Source organism: Marinobacter sp. L-46, assembly GCF_056859535.1.
In genome coordinates this window covers 131073-152006 of the sequence record NZ_JBSXOP010000077.1, presented here as the reverse complement: position 1 = coordinate 152006, position 20934 = coordinate 131073, and the positions used below count along the sequence as shown (strand labels likewise).

Annotated in this window: 17 protein-coding genes; 10 read left to right on the top strand and 7 right to left on the bottom strand. The window is 58.0% G+C overall.

Annotation, left to right across the window (positions count from 1 at the left end; genetic code table 11):
- Nucleotides 1-5: 5 nt before the first annotated feature.
- On the bottom strand, nucleotides 6-1157 hold the full coding sequence (locus tag AC13DJ_RS13885) for a DUF445 domain-containing protein (RefSeq protein ID WP_482933502.1): 1152 nt from the start codon (nucleotides 1155-1157) through the stop codon (nucleotides 6-8).
- Nucleotides 1158-1340: 183 nt separating this feature from the next.
- Nucleotides 1341-1928, bottom strand: a complete 588-nt coding sequence (gene nfuA / locus AC13DJ_RS13880) for a Fe-S biogenesis protein NfuA (protein WP_058340876.1) — start codon at nucleotides 1926-1928, stop codon at nucleotides 1341-1343.
- Nucleotides 1929-2171: 243 nt separating this feature from the next.
- On the opposite strand from nfuA, the gene metH reads away from it, so the two are divergent.
- The 4 genes from metH (at nucleotide 2172) to AC13DJ_RS13860 (ending at nucleotide 8624) form a co-directional block, all read left to right on the top strand.
- Nucleotides 2172-5870 carry a methionine synthase gene (metH, locus tag AC13DJ_RS13875; protein ID WP_482933501.1) on the top strand — a complete coding sequence of 1233 codons (3699 nt, stop codon included), beginning with the start codon at nucleotides 2172-2174 and terminating at the stop codon, nucleotides 5868-5870.
- 16 nt (nucleotides 5871-5886) lie between these two features.
- Nucleotides 5887-6129, top strand: a complete 243-nt coding sequence (locus AC13DJ_RS13870) for a DUF2970 domain-containing protein (RefSeq protein ID WP_289101714.1) — start codon at nucleotides 5887-5889, stop codon at nucleotides 6127-6129.
- 343 nt (nucleotides 6130-6472) lie between these two features.
- Nucleotides 6473-8125: a nitrite/sulfite reductase gene (locus AC13DJ_RS13865; RefSeq protein ID WP_482933500.1), complete on the top strand. Its 1653-nt coding sequence runs from the start codon at nucleotides 6473-6475 to the stop codon at nucleotides 8123-8125.
- Nucleotides 8118-8624 (top strand): DUF934 domain-containing protein, encoded by a 507-nt coding sequence (locus tag AC13DJ_RS13860; protein WP_058340872.1) that lies wholly within the window; start codon nucleotides 8118-8120, stop codon nucleotides 8622-8624. Before AC13DJ_RS13865 ends, AC13DJ_RS13860 begins: the two co-directional genes overlap by 8 nt.
- 9 nt (nucleotides 8625-8633) lie before the next feature.
- On the opposite strand, the gene sohB is transcribed toward AC13DJ_RS13860, so the two are convergent.
- A complete protein-coding gene (gene sohB / locus AC13DJ_RS13855) occupies nucleotides 8634-9698 on the bottom strand; it encodes a protease SohB (RefSeq protein ID WP_482933499.1) in 1065 nt (354 codons plus the stop codon).
- Nucleotides 9699-9875: 177 nt separating this feature from the next.
- Between sohB and AC13DJ_RS13850 the strand changes: the two genes are divergently transcribed.
- On the top strand, nucleotides 9876-10190 hold the full coding sequence (locus AC13DJ_RS13850; protein WP_058340870.1) for an SCP2 sterol-binding domain-containing protein: 315 nt from the start codon (nucleotides 9876-9878) through the stop codon (nucleotides 10188-10190).
- 87 nt (nucleotides 10191-10277) lie between these two features.
- On the opposite strand, the gene AC13DJ_RS13845 is transcribed toward AC13DJ_RS13850, so the two are convergent.
- The 4 genes from AC13DJ_RS13845 to AC13DJ_RS13830 all read right to left on the bottom strand — a co-directional run bounded on the left by AC13DJ_RS13845 (nucleotide 10278) and on the right by AC13DJ_RS13830 (nucleotide 14116).
- On the bottom strand, nucleotides 10278-11984 hold the full coding sequence (locus AC13DJ_RS13845) for a FimL-related protein (protein WP_482933498.1): 1707 nt from the start codon (nucleotides 11982-11984) through the stop codon (nucleotides 10278-10280).
- Nucleotides 11985-12116: 132 nt separating this feature from the next.
- The gene (gene dnaQ / locus AC13DJ_RS13840) at nucleotides 12117-12827 is read right to left on the bottom strand and encodes a DNA polymerase III subunit epsilon (RefSeq protein ID WP_482933497.1); all 711 of its coding nucleotides are present in this window, start codon (nucleotides 12825-12827) and stop codon (nucleotides 12117-12119) included.
- 44 nt (nucleotides 12828-12871) lie between these two features.
- Nucleotides 12872-13315: a ribonuclease HI gene (rnhA, locus tag AC13DJ_RS13835; RefSeq protein ID WP_199457563.1), complete on the bottom strand. Its 444-nt coding sequence runs from the start codon at nucleotides 13313-13315 to the stop codon at nucleotides 12872-12874.
- The gene (locus AC13DJ_RS13830; protein ID WP_482933496.1) at nucleotides 13316-14116 is read right to left on the bottom strand and encodes a methyltransferase domain-containing protein; all 801 of its coding nucleotides are present in this window, start codon (nucleotides 14114-14116) and stop codon (nucleotides 13316-13318) included.
- A 118-nt stretch (nucleotides 14117-14234) separates the two neighbouring features.
- Here AC13DJ_RS13830 and gloB point away from each other — a divergent pair, with 118 nt between their 5' ends.
- From gloB to AC13DJ_RS13805, 5 genes are all read left to right on the top strand, one after another.
- Nucleotides 14235-15029, top strand: coding sequence for a hydroxyacylglutathione hydrolase (gene gloB / locus AC13DJ_RS13825; RefSeq protein WP_482933495.1), 795 nt, complete (start codon nucleotides 14235-14237; stop codon nucleotides 15027-15029).
- A gap of 166 nt (nucleotides 15030-15195) precedes the next feature.
- Nucleotides 15196-16935 carry a LysM peptidoglycan-binding domain-containing protein gene (locus AC13DJ_RS13820; RefSeq protein WP_482933494.1) on the top strand — a complete coding sequence of 580 codons (1740 nt, stop codon included), beginning with the start codon at nucleotides 15196-15198 and terminating at the stop codon, nucleotides 16933-16935.
- A 12-nt stretch (nucleotides 16936-16947) separates the two neighbouring features.
- On the top strand, nucleotides 16948-18780 hold the full coding sequence (locus AC13DJ_RS13815; RefSeq protein WP_289101723.1) for an extracellular solute-binding protein: 1833 nt from the start codon (nucleotides 16948-16950) through the stop codon (nucleotides 18778-18780).
- Between the two features lie 46 nt (nucleotides 18781-18826).
- Nucleotides 18827-19912 carry a microcin C ABC transporter permease YejB gene (locus AC13DJ_RS13810; RefSeq protein ID WP_289101724.1) on the top strand — a complete coding sequence of 362 codons (1086 nt, stop codon included), beginning with the start codon at nucleotides 18827-18829 and terminating at the stop codon, nucleotides 19910-19912.
- The gene (locus tag AC13DJ_RS13805) at nucleotides 19912-20934 is read left to right on the top strand and encodes an ABC transporter permease (RefSeq protein WP_058340863.1); all 1023 of its coding nucleotides are present in this window, start codon (nucleotides 19912-19914) and stop codon (nucleotides 20932-20934) included. The genes AC13DJ_RS13810 and AC13DJ_RS13805 overlap by 1 nt, the downstream gene beginning before the upstream one ends.

The window sequence follows — 20934 nt, the reverse complement described above, 5'->3', positions numbered from 1 at the left end:
TGCGATCAGATCAGTACAAACTGGATAAAGCCCGCAATCGCCCCGAACAAGCCACCGATCAGCATCAGCTGGATTTCCTCTTCCCGAAACGCCGGGCGCAGGATTTCCTGGAATTCTTCAGGCTTGAGGGCTTTCATCTGGCCCGCCAGAACTCCTGCAACGACCGGTGCCCGTTCCTTGTTGAATGCCGGGTCAGAGAAGACATCCCGGGTAGCCAGTACCGCCTTGTCATTCATGGCCCGCTTAAGGTCGGTGTAACCGGACATACCCACGGTCACCTGCGCAGCCAGTCGCATGACCATGGAGTTATCCAGCATCGGGCGCAGGTGTTTCTGCAAAATGGAGCGGGTACGGGCGCCGTGGCGACCATTAATCATGGCATCCGCCACCTTCTCCACGGTAATCAGTTCCTCGGCCACCAGCTGCGCCCAGATGTCGCTGATTTCGTCCTGTCGCTGCAAAAACAGGCCCTGAAACTTCCAGAACAGCATCCGGCGCGGCCTGAGCGGGGCAAAAATCAGGTTGATGGCCAGCCAGTTGGTGATAAAACCGATGGCAAAGCCACCCACCGGCAACACCCACGGCTGCGGGTAAGATATCCAGAACGGCACCAGCAGAGCGCCCAGCAAGGCACCGATTAGCGCACCCCGGTTGATCACGGACTGCAATTCCACGGCACCGGCCTGTTTGAAAATGCGGTTCATCAGGTCCGGATGGTGTTGCAGTTCGCGGCTCAGCAGCGCTTTCAGGTCTACCAGGTCGTCCAGGTCGTCACCAAAGTCTTCCACCAGCTCCTCTATGCGCGATGGCAATTGCTGTCGCGCCCACTGGTAAATGCGCCCTTTCACAAACATCGGCAGGTTGTCCCAAAGCACCGGCTGCACTTCGTACATCACTTCATCGATGTATTCGTCCATGCGCGGCGATACCTGGGTCAGAACCTGCTGGACAATGCGCTGGGGTTCGAGCTTCTGGTACACCGAGTTGAGGTCGCCGAAATGCTGCAGGGTGCGGTCGATGCAGATGTGGGCCATTTTCTCGGCTTTGCGGGGAATCACGCCCTGCCAGCCAACGACGCCGAAACCGATGAACTGAACCGGATAGAACGACATCTGAATAGCCAGCCAGTTAGTAAACCAGCCAACTACGGCAGCCATCACTGGCACGGATAGAAGTGTTAGGTCCGACAAGACTTACCCCGAGTAAATACCAAGTCATTCTGTTGATGGCGGGAATAATGAAACAGAAGGCACTCTCGGGCATTGGCCGTGTAGCCACGGCGGAGGGGTGTCTGTGGCAGACTGTCCAGGCTCGGGAAGTCAGCCTGCCACAGCAGTCGCTTACTGGTAGTAAGCGTTTTCGGTGTTGGTGTGGTCCGTTACGTCACGCACGGCGGTAATTTCCGGCACGCGTTCTTTCAGGGTTTTCTCGACACCCTGCTTGAGAGTCAGACTCACCGCTGAACAACCCTGGCAGCCACCGCCAAAACGCAGCACGGCCACAGACTCTTCAACAATCTCGACCAGCGATACATCGCCACCGTGAGCCGCCAGGTTGGGGTTGATCTCGGAGGCCAGTACGTAGTTCACCCGGTCCGGCAGCGGTGCATCGTCAGATACCTGGGGTACCTTGGCGTTCGGCGCCTTGATGGTCAGCTGGCCGCCCATCTGATCCTTGGAATAATCCACGTAGGCTTCTTCCAGGAAGGGTACCGAGTTGTGATCCAGGTACAGCGTAAACTTCTGCAGGTCTACCGTTTCGTCGGTGGGGACAATTTCGTTCGGCGGACAGTAGGCCAGGCAGGTTTCTGCGTTACGAGTGCCGGGCTGGGTCACAAAGATACGAACCCCCATACCTTCGACATCCTGCTTTTCGATCAGTTGTGCAAGATAGTCCCTTGCAGAATCAGTAACAGTTACCAGAGCCATGCTTCCTACCTGTTTTCAAATGTGACCTCCATTTTAGGAGAGTTCGCAGGAACTTAAAAGACCAAGTAAAATAGTCGGGCATTAATCGGGCTAATGAGTTTCCCTTATGACCCGGCTAACCGCCGCGCACGGCAAGGCACTTGATAATGATCATCCGTACTAAGACGAACTGCTCGCTTTTTGCTATGATCCCGCGCCATTAACCGTATTAGACGTTATTCACGACATCCGGAAGATTTCCCTATGACCGATCGCAACACCCGTCTGGACCAGCTTAAAAAGGCACTCAAGGAACGCATCATTGTTCTTGATGGCGCCATGGGCACCATGATCCAGAACCAGAAACTGGATGAAGCCGCGTTCCGTGGCGACCGGTTCAAAGACTACGATCGGGAAGTCCAGGGCAACAACGACCTGCTGAACCTTACCCAGCCTGCCCTGCTGCGCAATATCCACGCAGAATACCTGGATGCCGGCGCCGATATTATCGAAACCAACACCTTCAACTCTACCCGCCTGTCCCAGGCCGACTACGGCATGGAAGAGCTGGCAAGGGAGCTGAACGTGGCTTCGGCCAGGCTGGCCCGGGAAATCGCTGATGAATACACCGCGAAGAATCCCGACAAGCCCCGCTTTGTGGCCGGTGCCGTGGGCCCCACCTCCCGTACCGCGTCGCTGTCGCCGGATGTGAACAACCCGGGGTACCGCAACGTCGATTTCCAGACTCTGGTGGATAATTATTACGAGGCTGTGTCAGGCCTGGTGGAAGGCGGTTCTGACCTCATCCTGATTGAAACCATTTTCGACACCCTGAACGCCAAGGCAGCCATCTACGCTACCCAGCAATTCTTCGAAGATTCCGGCATTGAACTGCCGATCATGATCTCCGGCACCATTACCGATGCTTCCGGCCGCACCCTGTCCGGCCAGACTACCGAGGCGTTCTACAATTCCGTGGCCCACGCCAAGCCGATTTCCATTGGCCTGAACTGCGCCCTGGGTGCGGATGCCCTGCGCCCCTATGTGGAAGAACTGTCCAACAAAGCGGAAACCTATGTCTCCGCCCACCCGAACGCCGGCCTGCCCAACGAATTCGGCGAGTACGACCAGACTCCGGAAGAAATGGCCGAGATCATCGAAGGCTTCGCCAGAGACGGCTTCCTGAACATCATCGGCGGTTGCTGTGGTTCCCGCCCGGAACACATTGAAGCCATTGCCAACGCGGTCTCGAAATATCCGCCCCGGCAGATTCCCGAGCGCCCGAAGGCCCTGCGCCTGGCCGGCCTTGAGCCCTTTACCGGCGACGAAAACACCCTGTTTATCAACGTGGGTGAACGAACCAACGTGACCGGCTCCAAGCGTTTCCTGCGCCTGATCAAGGAAGAGCAGTACGAAGAGGCCCTCAGCGTTGCCCGGGACCAGGTAGAAAACGGCGCCCAGATTATCGATATCAACATGGACGAGGGCATGCTGGACTCGAAGGAGGTAATGGTTACCTTCCTGAACCTGGTTGCCTCCGAGCCGGACATTTCCCGCGTGCCGATCATGATCGACTCCTCCAAGTGGGAAGTGATCGAAGCCGGCCTGCGCTGCATCCAAGGCAAGGCGGTAGTGAACTCCATCAGCCTTAAAGAAGGCGAAGAGGCATTCATCAAGCGGGCAAAAGACTGCATGCGCTACGGCGCCGCCGTGGTGGTTATGGCCTTTGACGAAGACGGCCAGGCCGATACCTACGAGCGCAAGACCGAGATCTGCAAACGTTCCTACGATGTGCTGACCAGCATCGGCTTCAACCCGGGCGACATTATCTTCGACCCGAACATCTTTGCCATCGCTACCGGCATCGAGGAACACAACAACTACGCGGTGGATTTCATCAACGCCACCCGCTGGATCAGAGAGAACCTGCCCCACGCATCCATTTCCGGCGGCGTCAGCAACGTGTCCTTCTCGTTCCGCGGCAACGATGCCGTGCGCGAAGCCATCCACTCGGTGTTCCTGTACCACGCCATCAAGGCCGGTATGAACATGGGTATCGTAAACCCGGGCCAGCTGGTGATTTACGATGAAATCGAGCCGGACCTGAAAGAACTGGTGGAAGACGTGGTGCTGAACCGCCGCGAAGACTCCACCGACCGCCTGCTGGAAGCGGCCGAGAAGTTCAAAGGCAAAGGCGGCCAGGCTAAAGAAGAAGACCTGGCCTGGCGTGAATGGCCGGTTGAGAAGCGGCTTGAGCACGCTCTGGTTAAAGGCATCACCAACTTCATCATCGAAGACACCGAAGCCTGTCGCCAGAATGCCAGCCATCCGATCGAGGTGATCGAAGGCCCGCTGATGGACGGCATGAACGTGGTCGGCGATCTGTTTGGCGATGGCAAGATGTTCCTGCCCCAGGTGGTGAAAAGCGCCCGGGTTATGAAGCAGGCGGTCGCCCACCTGATTCCGTACATCGAGGCGGAAAAAACCGAAGACCAGCAAGCCAAGGGCAAGATCCTGATGGCCACGGTGAAAGGCGATGTGCACGACATCGGCAAGAACATCGTGGGCGTGGTGCTCCAGTGCAACAACTACGAAGTGATCGACATGGGCGTGATGGTGCCCTGCGACAAGATCCTGGAAAAAGCAAAGGAAGAAAACGTCGACATCATCGGCCTGAGCGGCCTGATCACTCCATCGCTGGACGAAATGGTGCACGTTGCCCGTGAAATGCAGCGGCTGGACTTCAAGATTCCGCTGATGATCGGTGGTGCCACCACCTCCAAGGCCCATACTGCGGTCAAGATTGAGCCTCACTACAAGAACGACATTGCCCTGTACGTGTCCGATGCCTCCCGTTGCGTCAACGTGGCGTCACAGCTGCTGAGCAAGACCGCCAAGCCGGCCTTTGTGGAAGCAGCCCGCACCGAATACGACGAAATCCGTGAGCGCCGCAAGAACCGTGGCGACCGCACCAAGCTGGTGTCCCTGAAAGAAGCCCGGGCACGGGCGCCGGAGATTGATTTCGAAAACTACCAGCCGCCCAAGCCGGCGTTTACCGGCGTACGGGTATTCGAAGACTATGACCTGAACGAACTGGCGGAATACATCGACTGGACGCCGTTCTTTATCTCCTGGGACATTGCAGGCAAGTACCCGGCGATTTTCGACGACCCCAAGCGTGGCGAAGCCGCCCGTAACCTGTTCGATGACGCCCAGAAACTGCTCAAGCAGATGATTGAGGAGAAGCGGATCAGTGCCCGTGGCGTGATCGGCTTCTGGCCGGCCAACCGCCGGGGCGACGACATCGTGGTGTACACCGACGAGACCCGCACCGAGGAACTCACCACCCTTCACCACCTGCGCCAGCAGGATGAGAAGGCCCCGGGCAAGCCGATGATGGCCCTGTCTGATTTCGTGGCCCCGGAGAGTTCGCACCTGGGTGACTATGTGGGCGGCTTTGCGGTCACCACCGGCATTGGCGTGGATGAACTCACCACCGAGTTCAAGAACGCCCACGACGACTACAGCGCCATCATGGTTCAAGCCCTGGCGGACCGCCTGGCCGAAGCCTTTGCCGAGCGCATGCACGAGCGGGTGCGCAAGGAGTTCTGGGGCTATGCTAACGACGAGCAAATGGCCAATGACGACCTGATCAAGGAACGCTATCGCGGTATCCGCCCGGCACCGGGCTACCCGGCCTGCCCGGACCACACGGAAAAAGCCACCCTGTTCAAGCTGCTGGATGCCACCGCCAACACCAGCCTCGAGCTGACGGAACATTTCGCCATGTTCCCGACCGCTGCGGTTTCCGGCTGGTATTTCGCGCACCCGGAATCCAAGTACTTTGCCGTAGGCAAAATTGGCGTGGACCAGGTTGAGGACTATGCTGAACGCAAGGGGCTGTCAAAAGCGGAAGCCGAACGCTGGCTGATGCCGAGCCTGGCCTATGATCCCGCAGAATAAATCAGGGCGGTAAACCATGACTGACGTTGCCAACAAAAACAAAAAGGACAACGAAGACCAAAAACCCGGTTCGCCGGGTGTTCTGAAAATCATGCAAAGCATCCTGGCCGGCGCCCTCGGTGTGCAATCCGACCGCCGGCGGCAGGAAGACTTCTCAAGCCACAGCCCCGCCCCCTACATTATCGCGGGGCTGCTGTTTACGGCCGCCTTCGTAGGCGGCCTGATCCTTGTGGTGAACCTGGTACTGGCCGGGCAGTAAGCTATTGGCCGGCTACCCAGAACACGGCAAACGACACCGTTAACATCACCAGCAGAACGGCGGCTACGGCATCGGCCTTGCTGTCTGAACCTGCAGATTTGCTCATGGTTACCCTCACCTCTTGGTTTGTTGTTATTCCCGGTGGTTCCACCTTCAGTTAAGCAGTTAATTGATATTCGTCCAGCCTCGACAAACCTCGCTTATCGCCTGAATCGATAATGTTATGTTGAAATAATCATTTTGAGAATAAAAACACGGTGATATCCTGCCCATCAGGAATAAGGCGCTCCACTTCGCGCCCGAAAATGCAGACACTCAGATGTAGCAGGCAGGACGTTACCCTATGTACGTTTACGATGAACACGACAAGCAAATCGCAGCCGAGCGCGTGGCCCAGTTCCGGGACCAGACCGAACGCGCGCTGGCCGGCGAGCTTTCCGAAGAGGAATTCCTTCCCCTTCGCCTCCAGAACGGTCTCTATGTTCAGCGTCATGCCCCCATGCTCCGCATCTGCGTGCCCTACGGCATGCTGCGCTCTGACCAATTGCGCCGGCTTGCCCGGATTACCCGGAATTACGACCGTGGCTATGCCCACGTAACCACCCGGACCAACATCCAGCTGAACTGGCCGAACCTGGAAGATGTGCCGGATATCCTGGCGGAACTGGCCGAAGTGGAAATGCATGCCAACCAGACCAGCGGCAATTGCATTCGTAACACCACCACAGACCAGTTCTCCGGCGTGCAGGCGGACGAAATTGCCGATCCGCGGCCCTACTGCGAAATCATCCGGCAGTGGTCTACCTTTCATCCGGAATTCGCCTTCCTGCCCCGCAAGTTCAAGATTGCAGTGAACGCTTCGGAGAAGACCGACAGGGCCGCCATCCAGATTCATGACATCGGCCTGCAACTGGTCCGGAATGAACAGGGTGAGCTGGGTTTCCGGGTTCACGCCGGCGGCGGTCTCGGCCGCACCCCCATGGTTGGGCCCGTTATCCGGGAGTTCCTGCCGGAACTGGACCTGCTCACTTACCTCGAGGCCATCGTTCGGGTGTACAACCGCTATGGCCGCCGGGACAACAAGTTCAAGGCGCGTATCAAGATTCTGGTAAAAGCCCTGACACCGGCCGGGTTCGCCGAAAAGGTCGAGGCTGAGTGGGCACAGATCAAGGATTCCCCCACCCGTCTCACCCCTGACGCGATCACGAAGTTTCAGGGCTACTTTACCGAGCCGGACTATCAAACACTGGAAAACGCCAGCGACCTGCTGGGCAAGCAACGTTTTGAGAACCGGGAATTCGACAAGTGGCTGACCCACAACGTGGACGAGCACAAGAAGCCCGGTTACGCCATCGTCACCCTGACCCTCAAGAAAACCGGCACACCTCCGGGCGATGTAACAGACGCCCAGCTGGAAGACATTGCAGACCTGACCGATGAATACAGCTTCGGCGAAGTTCGGGCCACCCATGAACAGAACATTGTCCTCGCCGATGTCCGCCAGGACCGACTGTTCGAGCTTTGGCAGCGCATTACCCCGATGGGCTTTGCGACCGCCAACCTGCACACCCTGAACGACATCATCTGCTGCCCGGGTGGCGACTTCTGCGCCCTGGCCAATGCCAAGTCGATCCCCATCGCGGAAGCCATTCAGCGCCGCTTTGACAACCTGGATTTCCTGTACGACCTGGGCCCGATCGACCTGAACATCTCCGGCTGCATGAATGCCTGCGGCCATCACCATGTCGGCAATATCGGCATCCTGGGTGTCGACAAGAAGGGCGAAGAGTTCTATCAGGTAAGCCTTGGTGGTGCTTCCCATCACGACGCCGCCATCGGCAAGATCCTTGGGCCATCATTTGCCCGGGAAGAAATGCCCGATGTGGTTGCGAAGATTATTGACGTGTTTGTTGAGAAACGCACAGAAGAAGAGACTTTCCTGGATACCTATCGCCGGGTTGGTCTGGATCCTTTCAAGGAGCGGGTTTATGCCTGATGTCATTGCCGTTGACGGCACCCTTCGTAACGACAACTGGGCCGTGGTTGCCCGCCCGGAAGCCGGCGAATCGCTGGCCATTCCAGAGGGCCAGCCGGCACTGATCCCGGTGGATCTCTGGCTGGCCGGCGCTGAACACTATGCCGGGCGGAAAGATATCGGCGTATGGTTCGACAGCCATCACGAACCAGAACTGTTGGCCGACAAAGCCAACCAGCTGCCGGTAATAGCCGTTAACTTCCCACGCTTCGTGGATGGACGGGGCTACAGCATTGGCCGCTTGCTCCGGGAAAGGTACGGATACAGCGGCGAGCTGCGGGCCATAGGTGATGTGCTGCTGGACCAGCTGCAATTCATGAAACGCTGCGGCTTCGATGCCTTTGTGCTTCGGGCTGACAAAGACGCCACCAAGGCAGCCCGCTGCCTGAACTTCTTCTCCCAGACCTACCAGGCGGCAGCCGACACCGACGTGCCGCTGTTTCGCCGCCGGGCTTCCTGAGGAAGCCCGTTACTGGATCTTCTGGTTACGGAACGCGCTCAGCACTTTCCAGACGGTGTGCTCGAGCGCGGCACTGGTGGCCAGCCCGAGTTTTTCCGGCAGCGTCCGCTTGCGCTGGAAAGATACCGACACGACATCCCCCCGATCACAAGCCTCGATCAGGTATTCGTCTGAGGTTTTGATCTCGTCAATCAGTTTGACCTCCAACGCCCGCTTGCCAAACCAGATGTCACCGTTCGCCACCGCCTGGATATCCAGGTCAGGACGGCGCTCACTGACGTATTCCTTGAACAGGCCGTGAGTGTCTTCAAGGTCTTCCAGGAACTTCTGGCGGCCTTTGTCGGTGTTCTCACCAAACACGGTCAGGGTGCGTTTATGCTCGCCGGCTGTCAGCACTTCGAAGTCCACGTCGTTCTTCTTCAGGAACCGGTGGAAGTTGGGAAGCTGTGCCACCACGCCTATGGAGCCAAGCACCGCAAAGGGCGAAGCAACAATCTTGTCGGCAACGCAGGCCATCATATAACCACCACTGGCGGCCACCTTGTCGACACAGGCGGTCAGCGGAACCCCCTTGCTGCGGATGCGGTCCAGCTGCGCAGCAGCCAGGCCGTAGGCGTGTACCAGGCCGCCGCCACTTTCAAGGCGCACCACCACCTCATCGGTTTTCGGGTCTGCCACACTGAGCACCGCAGACACTGAACGGCGCAGGGTGTCGGTGTCGCTGGCTTTGATGTCACCATCAAAGTCGATCACATAGATCCGTGGCTTGCCGGGCTGCTCACCCTCACCTTCCTTACTGCTGCTTTTTGCGGCTTTTTTCTCGGCTTTGTCTTCTTTCTTTTTCTTCTTCGACCAGCTCTTGTATTCCGCATCGGACATCAGGCGGGTCTGGATAGACTCTTTTAACTTGCGGTACTGGTCGTTCAGCTTGCGGATTTTCAGCTCACCTTCACCTTCGTGGTCATCGCGATCACGATGGGCAGCTGAAAAGATAATAGAGGCAAGAATGATGGCCGCCACAACGAAGGTGGCAACCTTGGCAAGGAACAGGCCGTATTCGGTGAGAAATTCCAAAATGCAGTCTCCGGAAGTGTTTCGCAAAGCCAAGAGTGTACCCGCTCGGGCCAAGTGTGATAAGCCCGAAAGAAAATTAAAACAAGCGTTCGATCAAGCTTGACACGCACCCTCTGTGCCCATAAAGTCGAATTGCGAAGTCACCATGACAAGACAACCACCAAAAAGGGTAAAACAATGTCTGTAGCTCAGGTATTTGAAAAGCTGGAACAGAACTTCAACGCAGACGCGGCACAGGGCCTGGACCTGGTCTTCCAATTCGATATCGAAGACGACAAGACCTACAACCTGGAAATCAACGACGGTACCTGCAAGATGAACGAAGGTGCCCACGATGATCCTTCCGTTACCCTGATCATGAACTCTGAAACCCTTCAGGGCATTGTTTCCGGCGAAACTGACGGCATGCAAGCATTCATGGCTGGTCAGCTGCGCGCCGAAGGCGACATGATGCTGGCTACCAAGCTGGGCGAACTGTTCAACATGGGCTAATCCCCTGCAGAACGTTCCACAAAAAAAACCTGCGCAAGTCGCAGGTTTTTTTGTGGCTGGACAAAAGCCCGAAAAGCGGGCCGGCTGTTACAGCCCTACGTCATCCAGCGATGATTCCGCCAGCTTCAGAAGATCGGTATTGCGATCTTCCCGGCGGCCGATGCTTTCAATGTAGTATTCCAGCGAGGTCAGTGCATCCGCCAGCGCTTCCAGCACCTGGGAAACCGGCGCTTCGCGGGCATCCAGCAGCCGCTCCTGGATAGAAGCCGAAACGCGTGCGATCACATCCGCGGCCTGCGGATCGTTGACCATCACCAGGCCACCCCAGATGCTTCGCAATGTTCCGGGCAGGTTTGCCAGGTGCAGCTTGTCGTAGTCAGATTCAATAAACGCGGTAATCGCCCGCTTGGCCAGGGTCAGTGCACTTCGGGCTTCGTCTGCTACCACCCAGACCGCTTCCTGCAGGTAAATCGACTCTTCTGCTTTGCGCTCACTGGTAGCCAGGGCGTCGGTTTCAGAGGTAATACCACGGGACACAATCTGCATCACCGCGTCTTCAACACCCAGTACCGAATCGGCCAGGCGATATAGTTCGTCTTCCTCCGGCAAGCGATCCTCTTTTTGCCACTGGCGAAGCTTGCCAGCTTCTTCACGGGCAACACCCGCCAGACGGTTCAGGTCGAGCATCACCAGGGTATTGGCCAGGCGTTCGAGAGACTCGGCAATGGACACCAGTTCAGCCAGGTCTGGCTCGATGCCCCGTTCGATGATATCCAGTTTGTCCTTGAGCTGGTTCAGCTCTTCCTGCAGCGCTTCCGACAGGGATTTCAGGACGTCGGAACCCGGGCCATATAACCGGCGGGAGTGGGCTTCCAGCAGGGAGTCCGGGAAGTCAGACGGTGCTACCTGCCAGGCTGACAAGACTTCGGCGACTTCCGGGTTGCCGGAACCACTGCGGTACAGCAGGTAGACCAGGTCACGAATCAGGGAGTCAGGGGCGTCTTTTGCGGTAGCAACCTTGCCCACATACACCACTTCTCGGGCGTATTTCTCAATACGCATCAGCAGCCGCTTGCGGGCTTTATTGAACACCATCGCCCGGTCGAGCATGGTGTCCGCCACAGTGGCCAGCAAACACCACAGCTGCCCCATGGGTGCGCCCTGGCATAACCTTGCAAAGCCCCGGGCCGAGCGGGCGATCAGTTTTTTGCTGACCACTTCGTTCCTGTCCCGGAGAACACCCAGCAACGCCACCTGGAAGGTCAGGCGCATGCGCCGGGCAAGGATTTCGTATTCCGCTTCGCCACCTTCCAGCGGCTGAATCGCCTTGCCCTTGCAGAAATCCGGACGCTCCCTGACCTCCAGGTCAAAAAAGCAGGATTCGGGATAAGGTTTTTCGCGGCGGGCTTCGCGCAGATCGTTTATCACCGGCAGCAACAGTTCGGGATGGTCTTCCCGCTGCTGGTGGTAATACTCCACATAGCGGCGAAGGATAAACAGCGCACCGCTGAGAGTGGTCAGGAGAATGTTTTTGTCGTCGTTGGCGCCAACAGGTACATCGTTGGCCAGGCTGACGGCTTCCTGGCAAAGCAGGGTGCCACCGCGCAGCTCCACCAACAGGAAAATGCCGCGAAGCTGGTTCAGGTAATCGACACAGTTTTGCAGGTCTTCCCCGCTCTCGCGGTTTTCCTGGAAACGTTCAAGGCTGGCCTCGGCCTGCTTGATGGTCTGTTCGATTTCGCTTTTGACCAGATCAAACGACTGCGATTTCGTCGCCAGAGACGATTGAACCATAAACGTTTCCTGCTTCCTTACAAAGAATAATCAGTTACCAAAAAACTGGCGAACTTCCCATTACTTATAACACAGAATTCAAGTACCTCAAGAAAGCCGGAATGTAACATTTGGTACACCCTGACCCAGTTCTCATTCTGTTCCCTGTAACTTGCTCCAAACCGTTCCGCCGGCCTGTTTTTCCATCATTGCCATGAATGCCTCATGGGCTTCGGCTTCTTCATCACTGGCGCGCACAACGGCCAGCGGCTGTCGCTCTGAACTGATCCTGCGCAGGCCTCCGGCGCTGCCATCATCACCGGCGCCGCTGTCCAGTGACAGCGCAGTCTGGCCGCCGGTCATCAGCAGATAGACATCCGCCAGTATTTCGGCATCCAGCAAAGCGCCGTGCAGATCACGGTTGCTGTTATCTACGCCGTAACGCTTACAGAGTGCGTCCAGGTTGTTCTTCTGGCCCGGATGCTTGGCCCGGGCGATAGCCAGGGTATCGACAACACCGCAGTGGTCCGCCGTTTTGCGGACAGGCTTCAGGCGTGCAAACTCGGAATCCATGAAACCGACGTCGAACGCCGCGTTGTGGATGACCAGCTCTGCGCCCTTGATGAATTCGAAGAACTCGTCGGCAATCTCCGCAAATTTCGGTTTGTCTGTCAGGAATTCATTGGTAATGCCGTGAACGGTTATGGCTTCGGCTTCCACTTCCCGTTCCGGATTGATGTAAACGTGGTAGTTCCTGCCCGTCAGCTCCCGCTCGACCACCTCAACACAACCAATCTCGATAATCCGGTGGCCGTCGTTGGGATCAATACCCGTTGTTTCGGTATCCAGTACGATCTGTCTCATTGCTTACCTTCAGAAATACCCATCAGACTTTAGAAAATGCCGGTTCAGCTGCCGGACAACTCAGCCACGCCACGATTCGCCAGCTCATCCGCCAGCTCGTTATCCGGGTGGCCGGAATGCCCTTTGACCCAGTGCCAGCTTACCTTGTGCCGGGCGGCTTCAGCATCAAGCTCCTGCCAGAGGTCGGCGTTTTTCACCGGTTTTTTGGCCGAGTTTTTCCAGCCGTTACGCTTCCAGCCGGCCATCCATTCGGTGATGCCTTTACGGACGTATTGGGAATCGGTGTACAGTTCCACCTCGCACTCCCGCTTCAACGCCCTCAAGCCCTGAATGGCGGCCATGAGTTCCATGCGGTTATTGGTGGTTTGCGCCTCTCCGCCGTGCATGGTTTTGCAGGCGTCGCCATAACGCAACAATACACCCCACCCACCGGGGCCCGGGTTACCTTTACAGGCTCCATCGGTATACATCACTACCTTGCCGGCCATTCACACTCCTGAACTGTTTTGCCGTTTCTTTACCGTACCGGTGCTGGCGCAGGTTCCGTGGGAACCCACAGCCCCGGGTAACGACACGACCCGGGTTTTACGCCACGGCACCCGCCGCTGCAACCGGGCATAGACACGTTTGCGGGCAAGGATACAGTAATAGGCCCCGACTGGCAGGAAATGTCCATGACAATCCGGGTCTTTGCTTTGCCGGCTTATATAGTTGCCCTTTCTTTGTAGCGGAAGGGTACAGAAAAACGTGGCGCTGCCCTCCAGCTGAAACCCCAGCAACCTGAGCCAGTCTTCCATCCTCGCCCTGAGCAGAAAACGACCGCCCCATGGGCCGAGCTGGTTCCGCGAAACAAGCTTGCGGGCACCCCAGAGACTGAGCGGGTTAAATCCGATCAAGGCCAGGTGCCCCTCTCCCCGCAACACCCGGGCCGACTCCCTGAGCACCTGGTGTGGATCCGGTGAAAAGTCGGCCGTGTGGTGGAGGATGACCAGGTCCATCGAATCCCCGGGAAACGGCAACTCGTCCGCATCACAAACCGCTACGCCGTCCGGCATATGGGGATACCAGGCTGGCGTGGTGATGATTTTCTGGGAGAAGTCGGTACCGCTGGCCAGGGGCAATCGATGGCTCAGCCCCACCTGCAATTGTCGGGCGCCGGTTAATCCATCCAGGTGATGGTCCAGGACACGCCGCTGGCTGGCCAGCAGGGCGCGGCCAAGCGGGGTCTGTATCCAGCGCTCGAAACTTTCGTGGCGTGCGGAATAATCTACAGGCTGCAAACCTTTCACCAGGATTTCTCCAGCATCAGCGCCCCTGTTCCGGGCCGGATTCACGGGCGCGCTTCTTGGGATGACAGCACGGTTGCATTATCATAACAGGCACATTCATCGAGCACATGGGGTCACCATGTTCAGTATTCACCCGATTCCGGCGTTTTCAGACAACTATATCTGGTGCCTGGCAGACCAGGACACCGGCAAGGCACTGATTGTAGACCCGGGGCAGGCGCAGCCGGTGATGGACTACCTCGCCGCCAACAATCTGGCTGCAGACACCATCCTGGTTACTCACCATCACCCGGACCACGTCGGCGGCATCAAAGACCTGCAGCAAGCATGGCCAGACGTGCGCGTGGTCGGGCCGTCGGAATCCCCGTTCAAGGGCAGCAATCACCCGGTCCACCCCGGTGACGAAGTTGTCTGGCAGGGGCTGACCTTTGATGTGCTGGCCGTGCCGGGCCACACCCTCGACCACCTGGCTTATTTCAGCCCCTCACAGGTCGATGGCAAGCCGCTTCTGTTTTGTGGCGACACCTTATTCGTTGGCGGTTGTGGTCGCTTGTTCGAAGGCACGGCGGAACAAATGCACCAGTCCCTGAGCACCCTCCGGGACCTGCCCGGGGATACAGCTGTGTATTGTGCCCATGAATACACCCTGGCCAACCTGCGCTTTGCCCGCAGCTGGTTGCCCGACGACCAGGCCCTGGCAGATTTCGAGCAACAGTGCCAGGCACGCCGTGACCAGGGCCTGCCCACCGTGCCCTCAACCATAGCCGCCGAGAAATCGCTGAACCTGTTCCTGCGCTGGGACGACCCAGCAGTGGCAGAAGCCGCCCATCGGTACTGTGCCGAGCAGGGTTTGCCCTCCGGCTCGGATAGCGAAATTTTTGCAGCTGTCCGGCACGGAAAGGATCATTTCTGATCCTTTCCGGCGCTGCCGGTTAACAGTTCTTGTCACAGCTGTAACACGGCAATTCTTGACCGCCGTGAAAGGGCTTTCTTAGAATCCCAACCTGCTATCGACCGTAACCAGTCATTTCTGCCGGCCCTTTATACATGACGCTGCCGGCGCTACTCGGAACTCTTTTATGCCGGTCAAACGACTCTCATATGTGTTACTCGCTTCCTCGCTGCTTTCTGCCTGCAGCAGTCCCCAGATCATGGAGAACTGGAACTCCCCATCAGCCTGGTTCGGATCGGACACTGACCAGCAAGGCAACCCGGTGGATTCCGAGAAGGTAGTGGTAGCCCGGGGAGACGAAGACCTGAAAGCCTCGGTGGCTGCCGGCAATAGCGATGAAGCCACGGATGCCCCGCTGGATGACGCCATATCCCCGGAACTGCGCGCCAAGGCGAAGGATGCCCGGCAAAAGCTGGATGATCCGAAAACCCGGGCAGATGCCAGTGCCGACAGCCAGGACCTTTGGGACCGGATGCGTTCAGGTTTCGCCATGGACCACGCTGTCGACAACGCCAGGGTCAAATCGCAACTCGACTGGTACGCCCGCCACCCGAGCTACATCAAGCGGGTTGTCGAACGGGGCTCCCGTTACCTGCACCATATTGTGGAAGAAACCGAGGCACGGGGTTTGCCGACAGAAATGGCCCTGCTTCCGATTGTCGAAAGTGCGTTCGACCCGTTTGCCTATTCCCATGGCCGGGCAGCCGGCCTCTGGCAGTTCATTCCTTCTACCGGCAAATACTTCGGCCTGACCCAAAGCTGGTGGCACGACGACCGCCGTGATGTGCTGGAAGCAACCGACGCAGCCCTGACCTACCTGGACCGTCTAGCGAAGCGGTTTGACGGTGACTATACCCTCGCCCTGGCCGCCTATAATGCCGGTGGCGGCACCGTATCCAGCGCCATGCGGCGTAACCGGAATGCCGGAAAACCGACGGATTTCTGGTCTCTGTCACTGCCCAAGGAAACCAGACACTATGTGCCCAAGCTGATTGCACTGGCAAAGATCTTCGACAACCCCGAAGCCTATGGCATCGAGTTGCCAGCACTGGACGACGAGCCCTACTTCGAAGTGGTGGATACCGGCTCACAGCTGGACCTGGCCCAGGCTGCCGAGCTGGCCGGGGTGGATATTGATGAAATCTACCTGCTGAACCCGTCTTACAATCGCTGGGCCTCCAACCCGGAAGGTCCGCACCGTCTCCTGGTTCCGAAACAGAATGCCGGAGAGTTCCGCCAGGCCCTCGCGAATTTCCCGAAAGAACAGCGTGTATCCTGGCAGAACTACAAGGTCCGCAAGGGCGACAACCTGAACAGCATCGCCCGGAAGTTCGGAACGACTACGTCCGTGGTGCGCCAGGTGAACAAGCTGGATTCCGACCTGATCCGCATTGGCCAGAGCTTGCTGATTCCATCCTCAACCCGCGGCGCTGATGCCTATGCCCTGAGCCAGTCCCAGCGCCTGCATCGCACCCAGTCACGCAAGCGGGATGGCAACAAGGTTTCCTATACCGTGCGTTCCGGTGACACCTTCTGGGACATCGCCCGCGAACACCGGGTATCGGTGCGTGAAGTGGCTGCCTGGAACGGCATGGCCCCCGGCGACCCGCTGATTCCCGGCAAGAAGCTGGTTATCTGGTCCAAGAGCGCACAACCCACCGTGGCCTCCAACAACTCTGCCCGCAGCAAGGCGATGGTTCGCAAGGTGGGCTACCGGGTCCGCAGTGGCGACTCACTGTCTGCCATTGCCAGCCGTTTCTCGGTGAATGTGCGGGACATCGCATCATGGAACGATCTTAATACCAAGCGTTATCTGCAACCCGGACAAAGTCTGGTACTCTACGTTGACATAAGAAACAGCCCTTAACGTGCGAGAACCATGATAAAAACACGGAAAGCCGCCTTTTCACTGACCAGTATTTTCACCTCCCTGGCCCTGATGGCCACCGCAGCAACCACCGTTGCGGAAACCCCGGCGGCTTCGAATCCCGCTCCCGTGCACGGCATTGCCATGCACGGCGAGCTGAAGTATCCGGAAGGTTTCAGCCACTTTGACTACGTAAATCCGGACGCCCCGAAGGGCGGAACCCTGCGTATGTCTGTGGTCGCCAACGGCTTCGACAGCTTCAACCCGTTTGTTATCCGGGGTGTTGCGGCAGCTGGCGTCAGTACCTACGTTTACGACACCCTCCTGGAATCCTCTGCCGACGAACCGTTTTCCGAATACGGACTGATCGCCGGGAGCGTTGAAGTACCGGAAGACCGCAGCTACGTGATCTTTAACCTGCGGGAGCAGGCCCGCTTCCAGGACGGTGAACCCATTACCGCCGAAGACGTTGAATTCTCGTACCGGATACTCACCACCGAAGGCCACCCTTTTTACCGCAACTACTATGCGGACGTGAGCAAGGTCACCGTCGAAAACAGCCATCGTATCCGCTTTGATTTCGGTGCAACCGAAAACCGTGAACTGCCCCTGATCCTCGGGCAGATGCCTGTGATGCCGGCCCACTACTGGGCCGACCGAAAGTTCGAAGGTAACGGCCTGGATGTCCCGGTTGGCAGCGGCCCTTACCGCATCGACAGCTACGAGGCCGGGCGCTCGGTAACCTATGAGCGGGTCGATGACTATTGGGCGGAAGACCTGGGCATCCGCAAGGGCCGTTTCAATTTCGATCGCATCAAGTACGAGTACTACAACGACGACACCGTCGCCCTGGAATCCTTCAAGGCCGGCAACTTCGATTTGCGGGTGGAGACCTCCGCCAAGAACTGGGCCACTGCCTACACCGGGCGCGGCTTCGACAACGGCGAAATCACCAAGGAAGCGGTTGAACACCACCGCCCCAGCGGCATGCAGGGCTTTGTTTTCAACACTCGTAAAGCAGTGTTCAAAGACCCGAAGGTACGCAGGGCCCTGGCCTATGCCTTTGACTTTGAATGGGCCAACCGCAACCTGTTCTTCGATCAGTACACCCGCACCGACAGCTATTTCGAGAACAGCGACCTGGCCTCCTCCGGCTTGCCCTCCGGCCGCGAGCTGGAGATTCTCGAGACGTTCCGGGATCAGCTGAACCCGGCTGTTTTCACCGAGACCTACACGCCTCCGACGACCGGTGACGGCACCTCCATGCGGGATAACCTGCGCACGGCCATGCAACTGCTGCAGCAAGCCGGCTACAGCGTCCGCGACGGCAAGATGGTGCACGCGGAAACCGGCAAGCCACTGGCCTTTGAGGTGCTGCTGTTTCAGAAAAGTTTCGAGCGCGTTGTCCTGCCCTTCCGGCAGAACCTTGAGCGCCTCGGGATTGACGTATCCGTGCGGCTGGTGGACAGCAACCAGTATGTTCAGCGGGTACGGGATTTTGATTTCGACATGATCACCCAGGTATTGCCCCAGTCCGATTCTCCGGGCAATGAGCAACGCGAATACTGGCACTCATCCAACGTGGATGTGTCCGGTTCCCGCAACTACATGGGTGTGAGTGACCCGGTGGTGGACCGCCTGGTGGAGATGGTCATCCAGGCACCGGACCGGGACGAACTGGTATACCGCGTCCGCGCCCTGGACAGGGTATTGTTGCACGGCCACTACGTGATCCCCCACTGGCACCTGACCAGGGACCGGGTTGCGTACTGGAACAAACTGCAGCGCCCGGAGGTCACACCGAAAAACGGTATCGACCTGAACAACTGGTGGGTCAAACCCTGATCCGCCGGTTTATTCCACAGCAGTAACGGAAGGACTCCTCCCCTCAATGGGCATTTACATACTCCGCAGGCTGGCCCTGATTATCCCGACCCTGGTCGGGATAATGCTGCTGAACTTTATTATCGTGCAGGCGGCGCCCGGCGGGCCTGTAGAACAGCTGATCGCTGAAATGGAAGGCCACGGCGGCAGCGCCCTGGCCCGGGCCGGTGGTGGAGACACCGGCGGCGAGGTGGCGACCGGCTCTTCTGACAGCCGGGGTTCCCGGGGCCTGCCACCGGAACTGCTGCAAGAAATCGAGGCAATGTACGGCTTCGACAAACCGGCCCATGAACGTTTTCTGATGATGTTAAAGGACTACGCCACCTTCGATTTCGGCGAGTCTTTCTTCCGGGACCGTACGGTCATCGAACTGATCATCGATAAAATGCCCGTTTCGGTATCCCTGGGGCTCTGGTCTACCCTCATCATCTATCTAATCTCTATTCCCCTGGGTATTCGCAAAGCGGTCTCGGACGGCTCGCGCTTCGACGTCTGGACCAGTTCCGCCATCGTGGTGGGCTATGCCATTCCCGGCTTCCTGTTCGCTATCCTGCTGATCGTGCTGTTTGCCGGTGGCAGTTACTTCGAATGGTTCCCGCTGCGGGGGCTGACCTCCGCCGATTTCGAGCAGATGACCTGGTACCAGAAGATCGGTGACTACTTCTGGCACCTGGCCCTGCCGGTAACCGCCAACGTCATTGGCGGCTTTGCCACCCTGACCCTGCTCACCAAGAACTCCTTCCTGGATGAAATCGGCAAGCAGTACGTGGTTACGGCCAGGGCCAAGGGCCTTGAGGAAAAACAGGTGCTTTACGGCCATGTATTCCGTAACGCCATGCTGATTGTGATTGCCAGCCTGCCCGGGGTACTGGTGTCGCTGTTCTTTACCGGTTCCCTGCTGATTGAAGTTATCTTCTCCCTGGACGGGCTGGGCTTGCTGGGTTTCGAGGCCGCCCTCAATCGCGATTACCCGGTCATCTTCGGAACGCTGTACATCTTCACCCTGATGGGCCTGGTCCTGAAGCTGATCAGCGACATCACCTACGTACTGGTAGACCCCCGTATCGACTTTGAAAGCCGGGAGGGTGCGTAGTGCCAACACTCTCTCCCATACAGAAGCGACGGCTTCGTAACTTCAAGGCCAACCGGCGCGGCTACTGGAGCCTGTGGTTGTTCCTGCTGCTATTTGGCCTGTCCCTGGCCGCCGAGCTGATCGCCAACGACAAGCCGTTGATGGTGTCCTATCAGGGCGACTGGTATTTCCCGGTAGTACAGAACGTACCGGAGGAAACCTTTGGCGGCTTCCTGCCCACCGAAACGGACTACCGGGATGATTTTATCGCCGGGGAAATCAACGCCAACGGCTGGATGATCTGGCCGCCGATCCGCTTCAGCTACAACACCATCAACTACGACCTGGATGTACCGTCACCAGCGCCCCCCAGTGCCGAGAACTGGCTGGGTACCGATGACCAGGGCCGGGATGTCGCCGCCCGCGTTATCTATGGTTTCCGGATTTCCGTGGTGTTCGGCCTGACCCTCACCATTGCCAGCTGTATTGTAGGCGTGATCGTGGGGGCCATTCAGGGCTATTACGGCGGTAAGGTTGACCTGTTCGGGCAACGGTTCATCGAAATCTGGTCCGGCCTGCCCATGCTCTACCTGCTGATTATCCTGTCAGCCATTGTGCAACCCAATTTCTGGTGGCTGCTGGGCATCATGCTGCTGTTCAGCTGGATGGGGCTGGTGGATGTGGTGCGCGCCGAGTTCCTGCGGGCCCGTAACTTCGAGTACGTGAAGGCTGCCCGTGCCCTGGGCCTGGAGAACCGTCACATCATGTTCCGGCACATACTGCCCAACGCCATGGTCGCCACCCTCACCTTTCTGCCCTTTATCCTGACCGGTGCCATTACCGGCCTGACCTCGCTGGATTTCCTCGGCTTCGGCCTGCCGTCCGGGTCGCCATCCCTGGGGGAATTGATCGCCCAGGGCAAGTCCAACCTGCACGCACCCTGGCTGGGCATTTCAGCGTTCGTGTCTTTGTCCGTAATGCTGACCCTGCTGGTGTTTACCGGTGAAGCCGTGCGTGATGCCTTTGACCCGAGAAAGAACTGA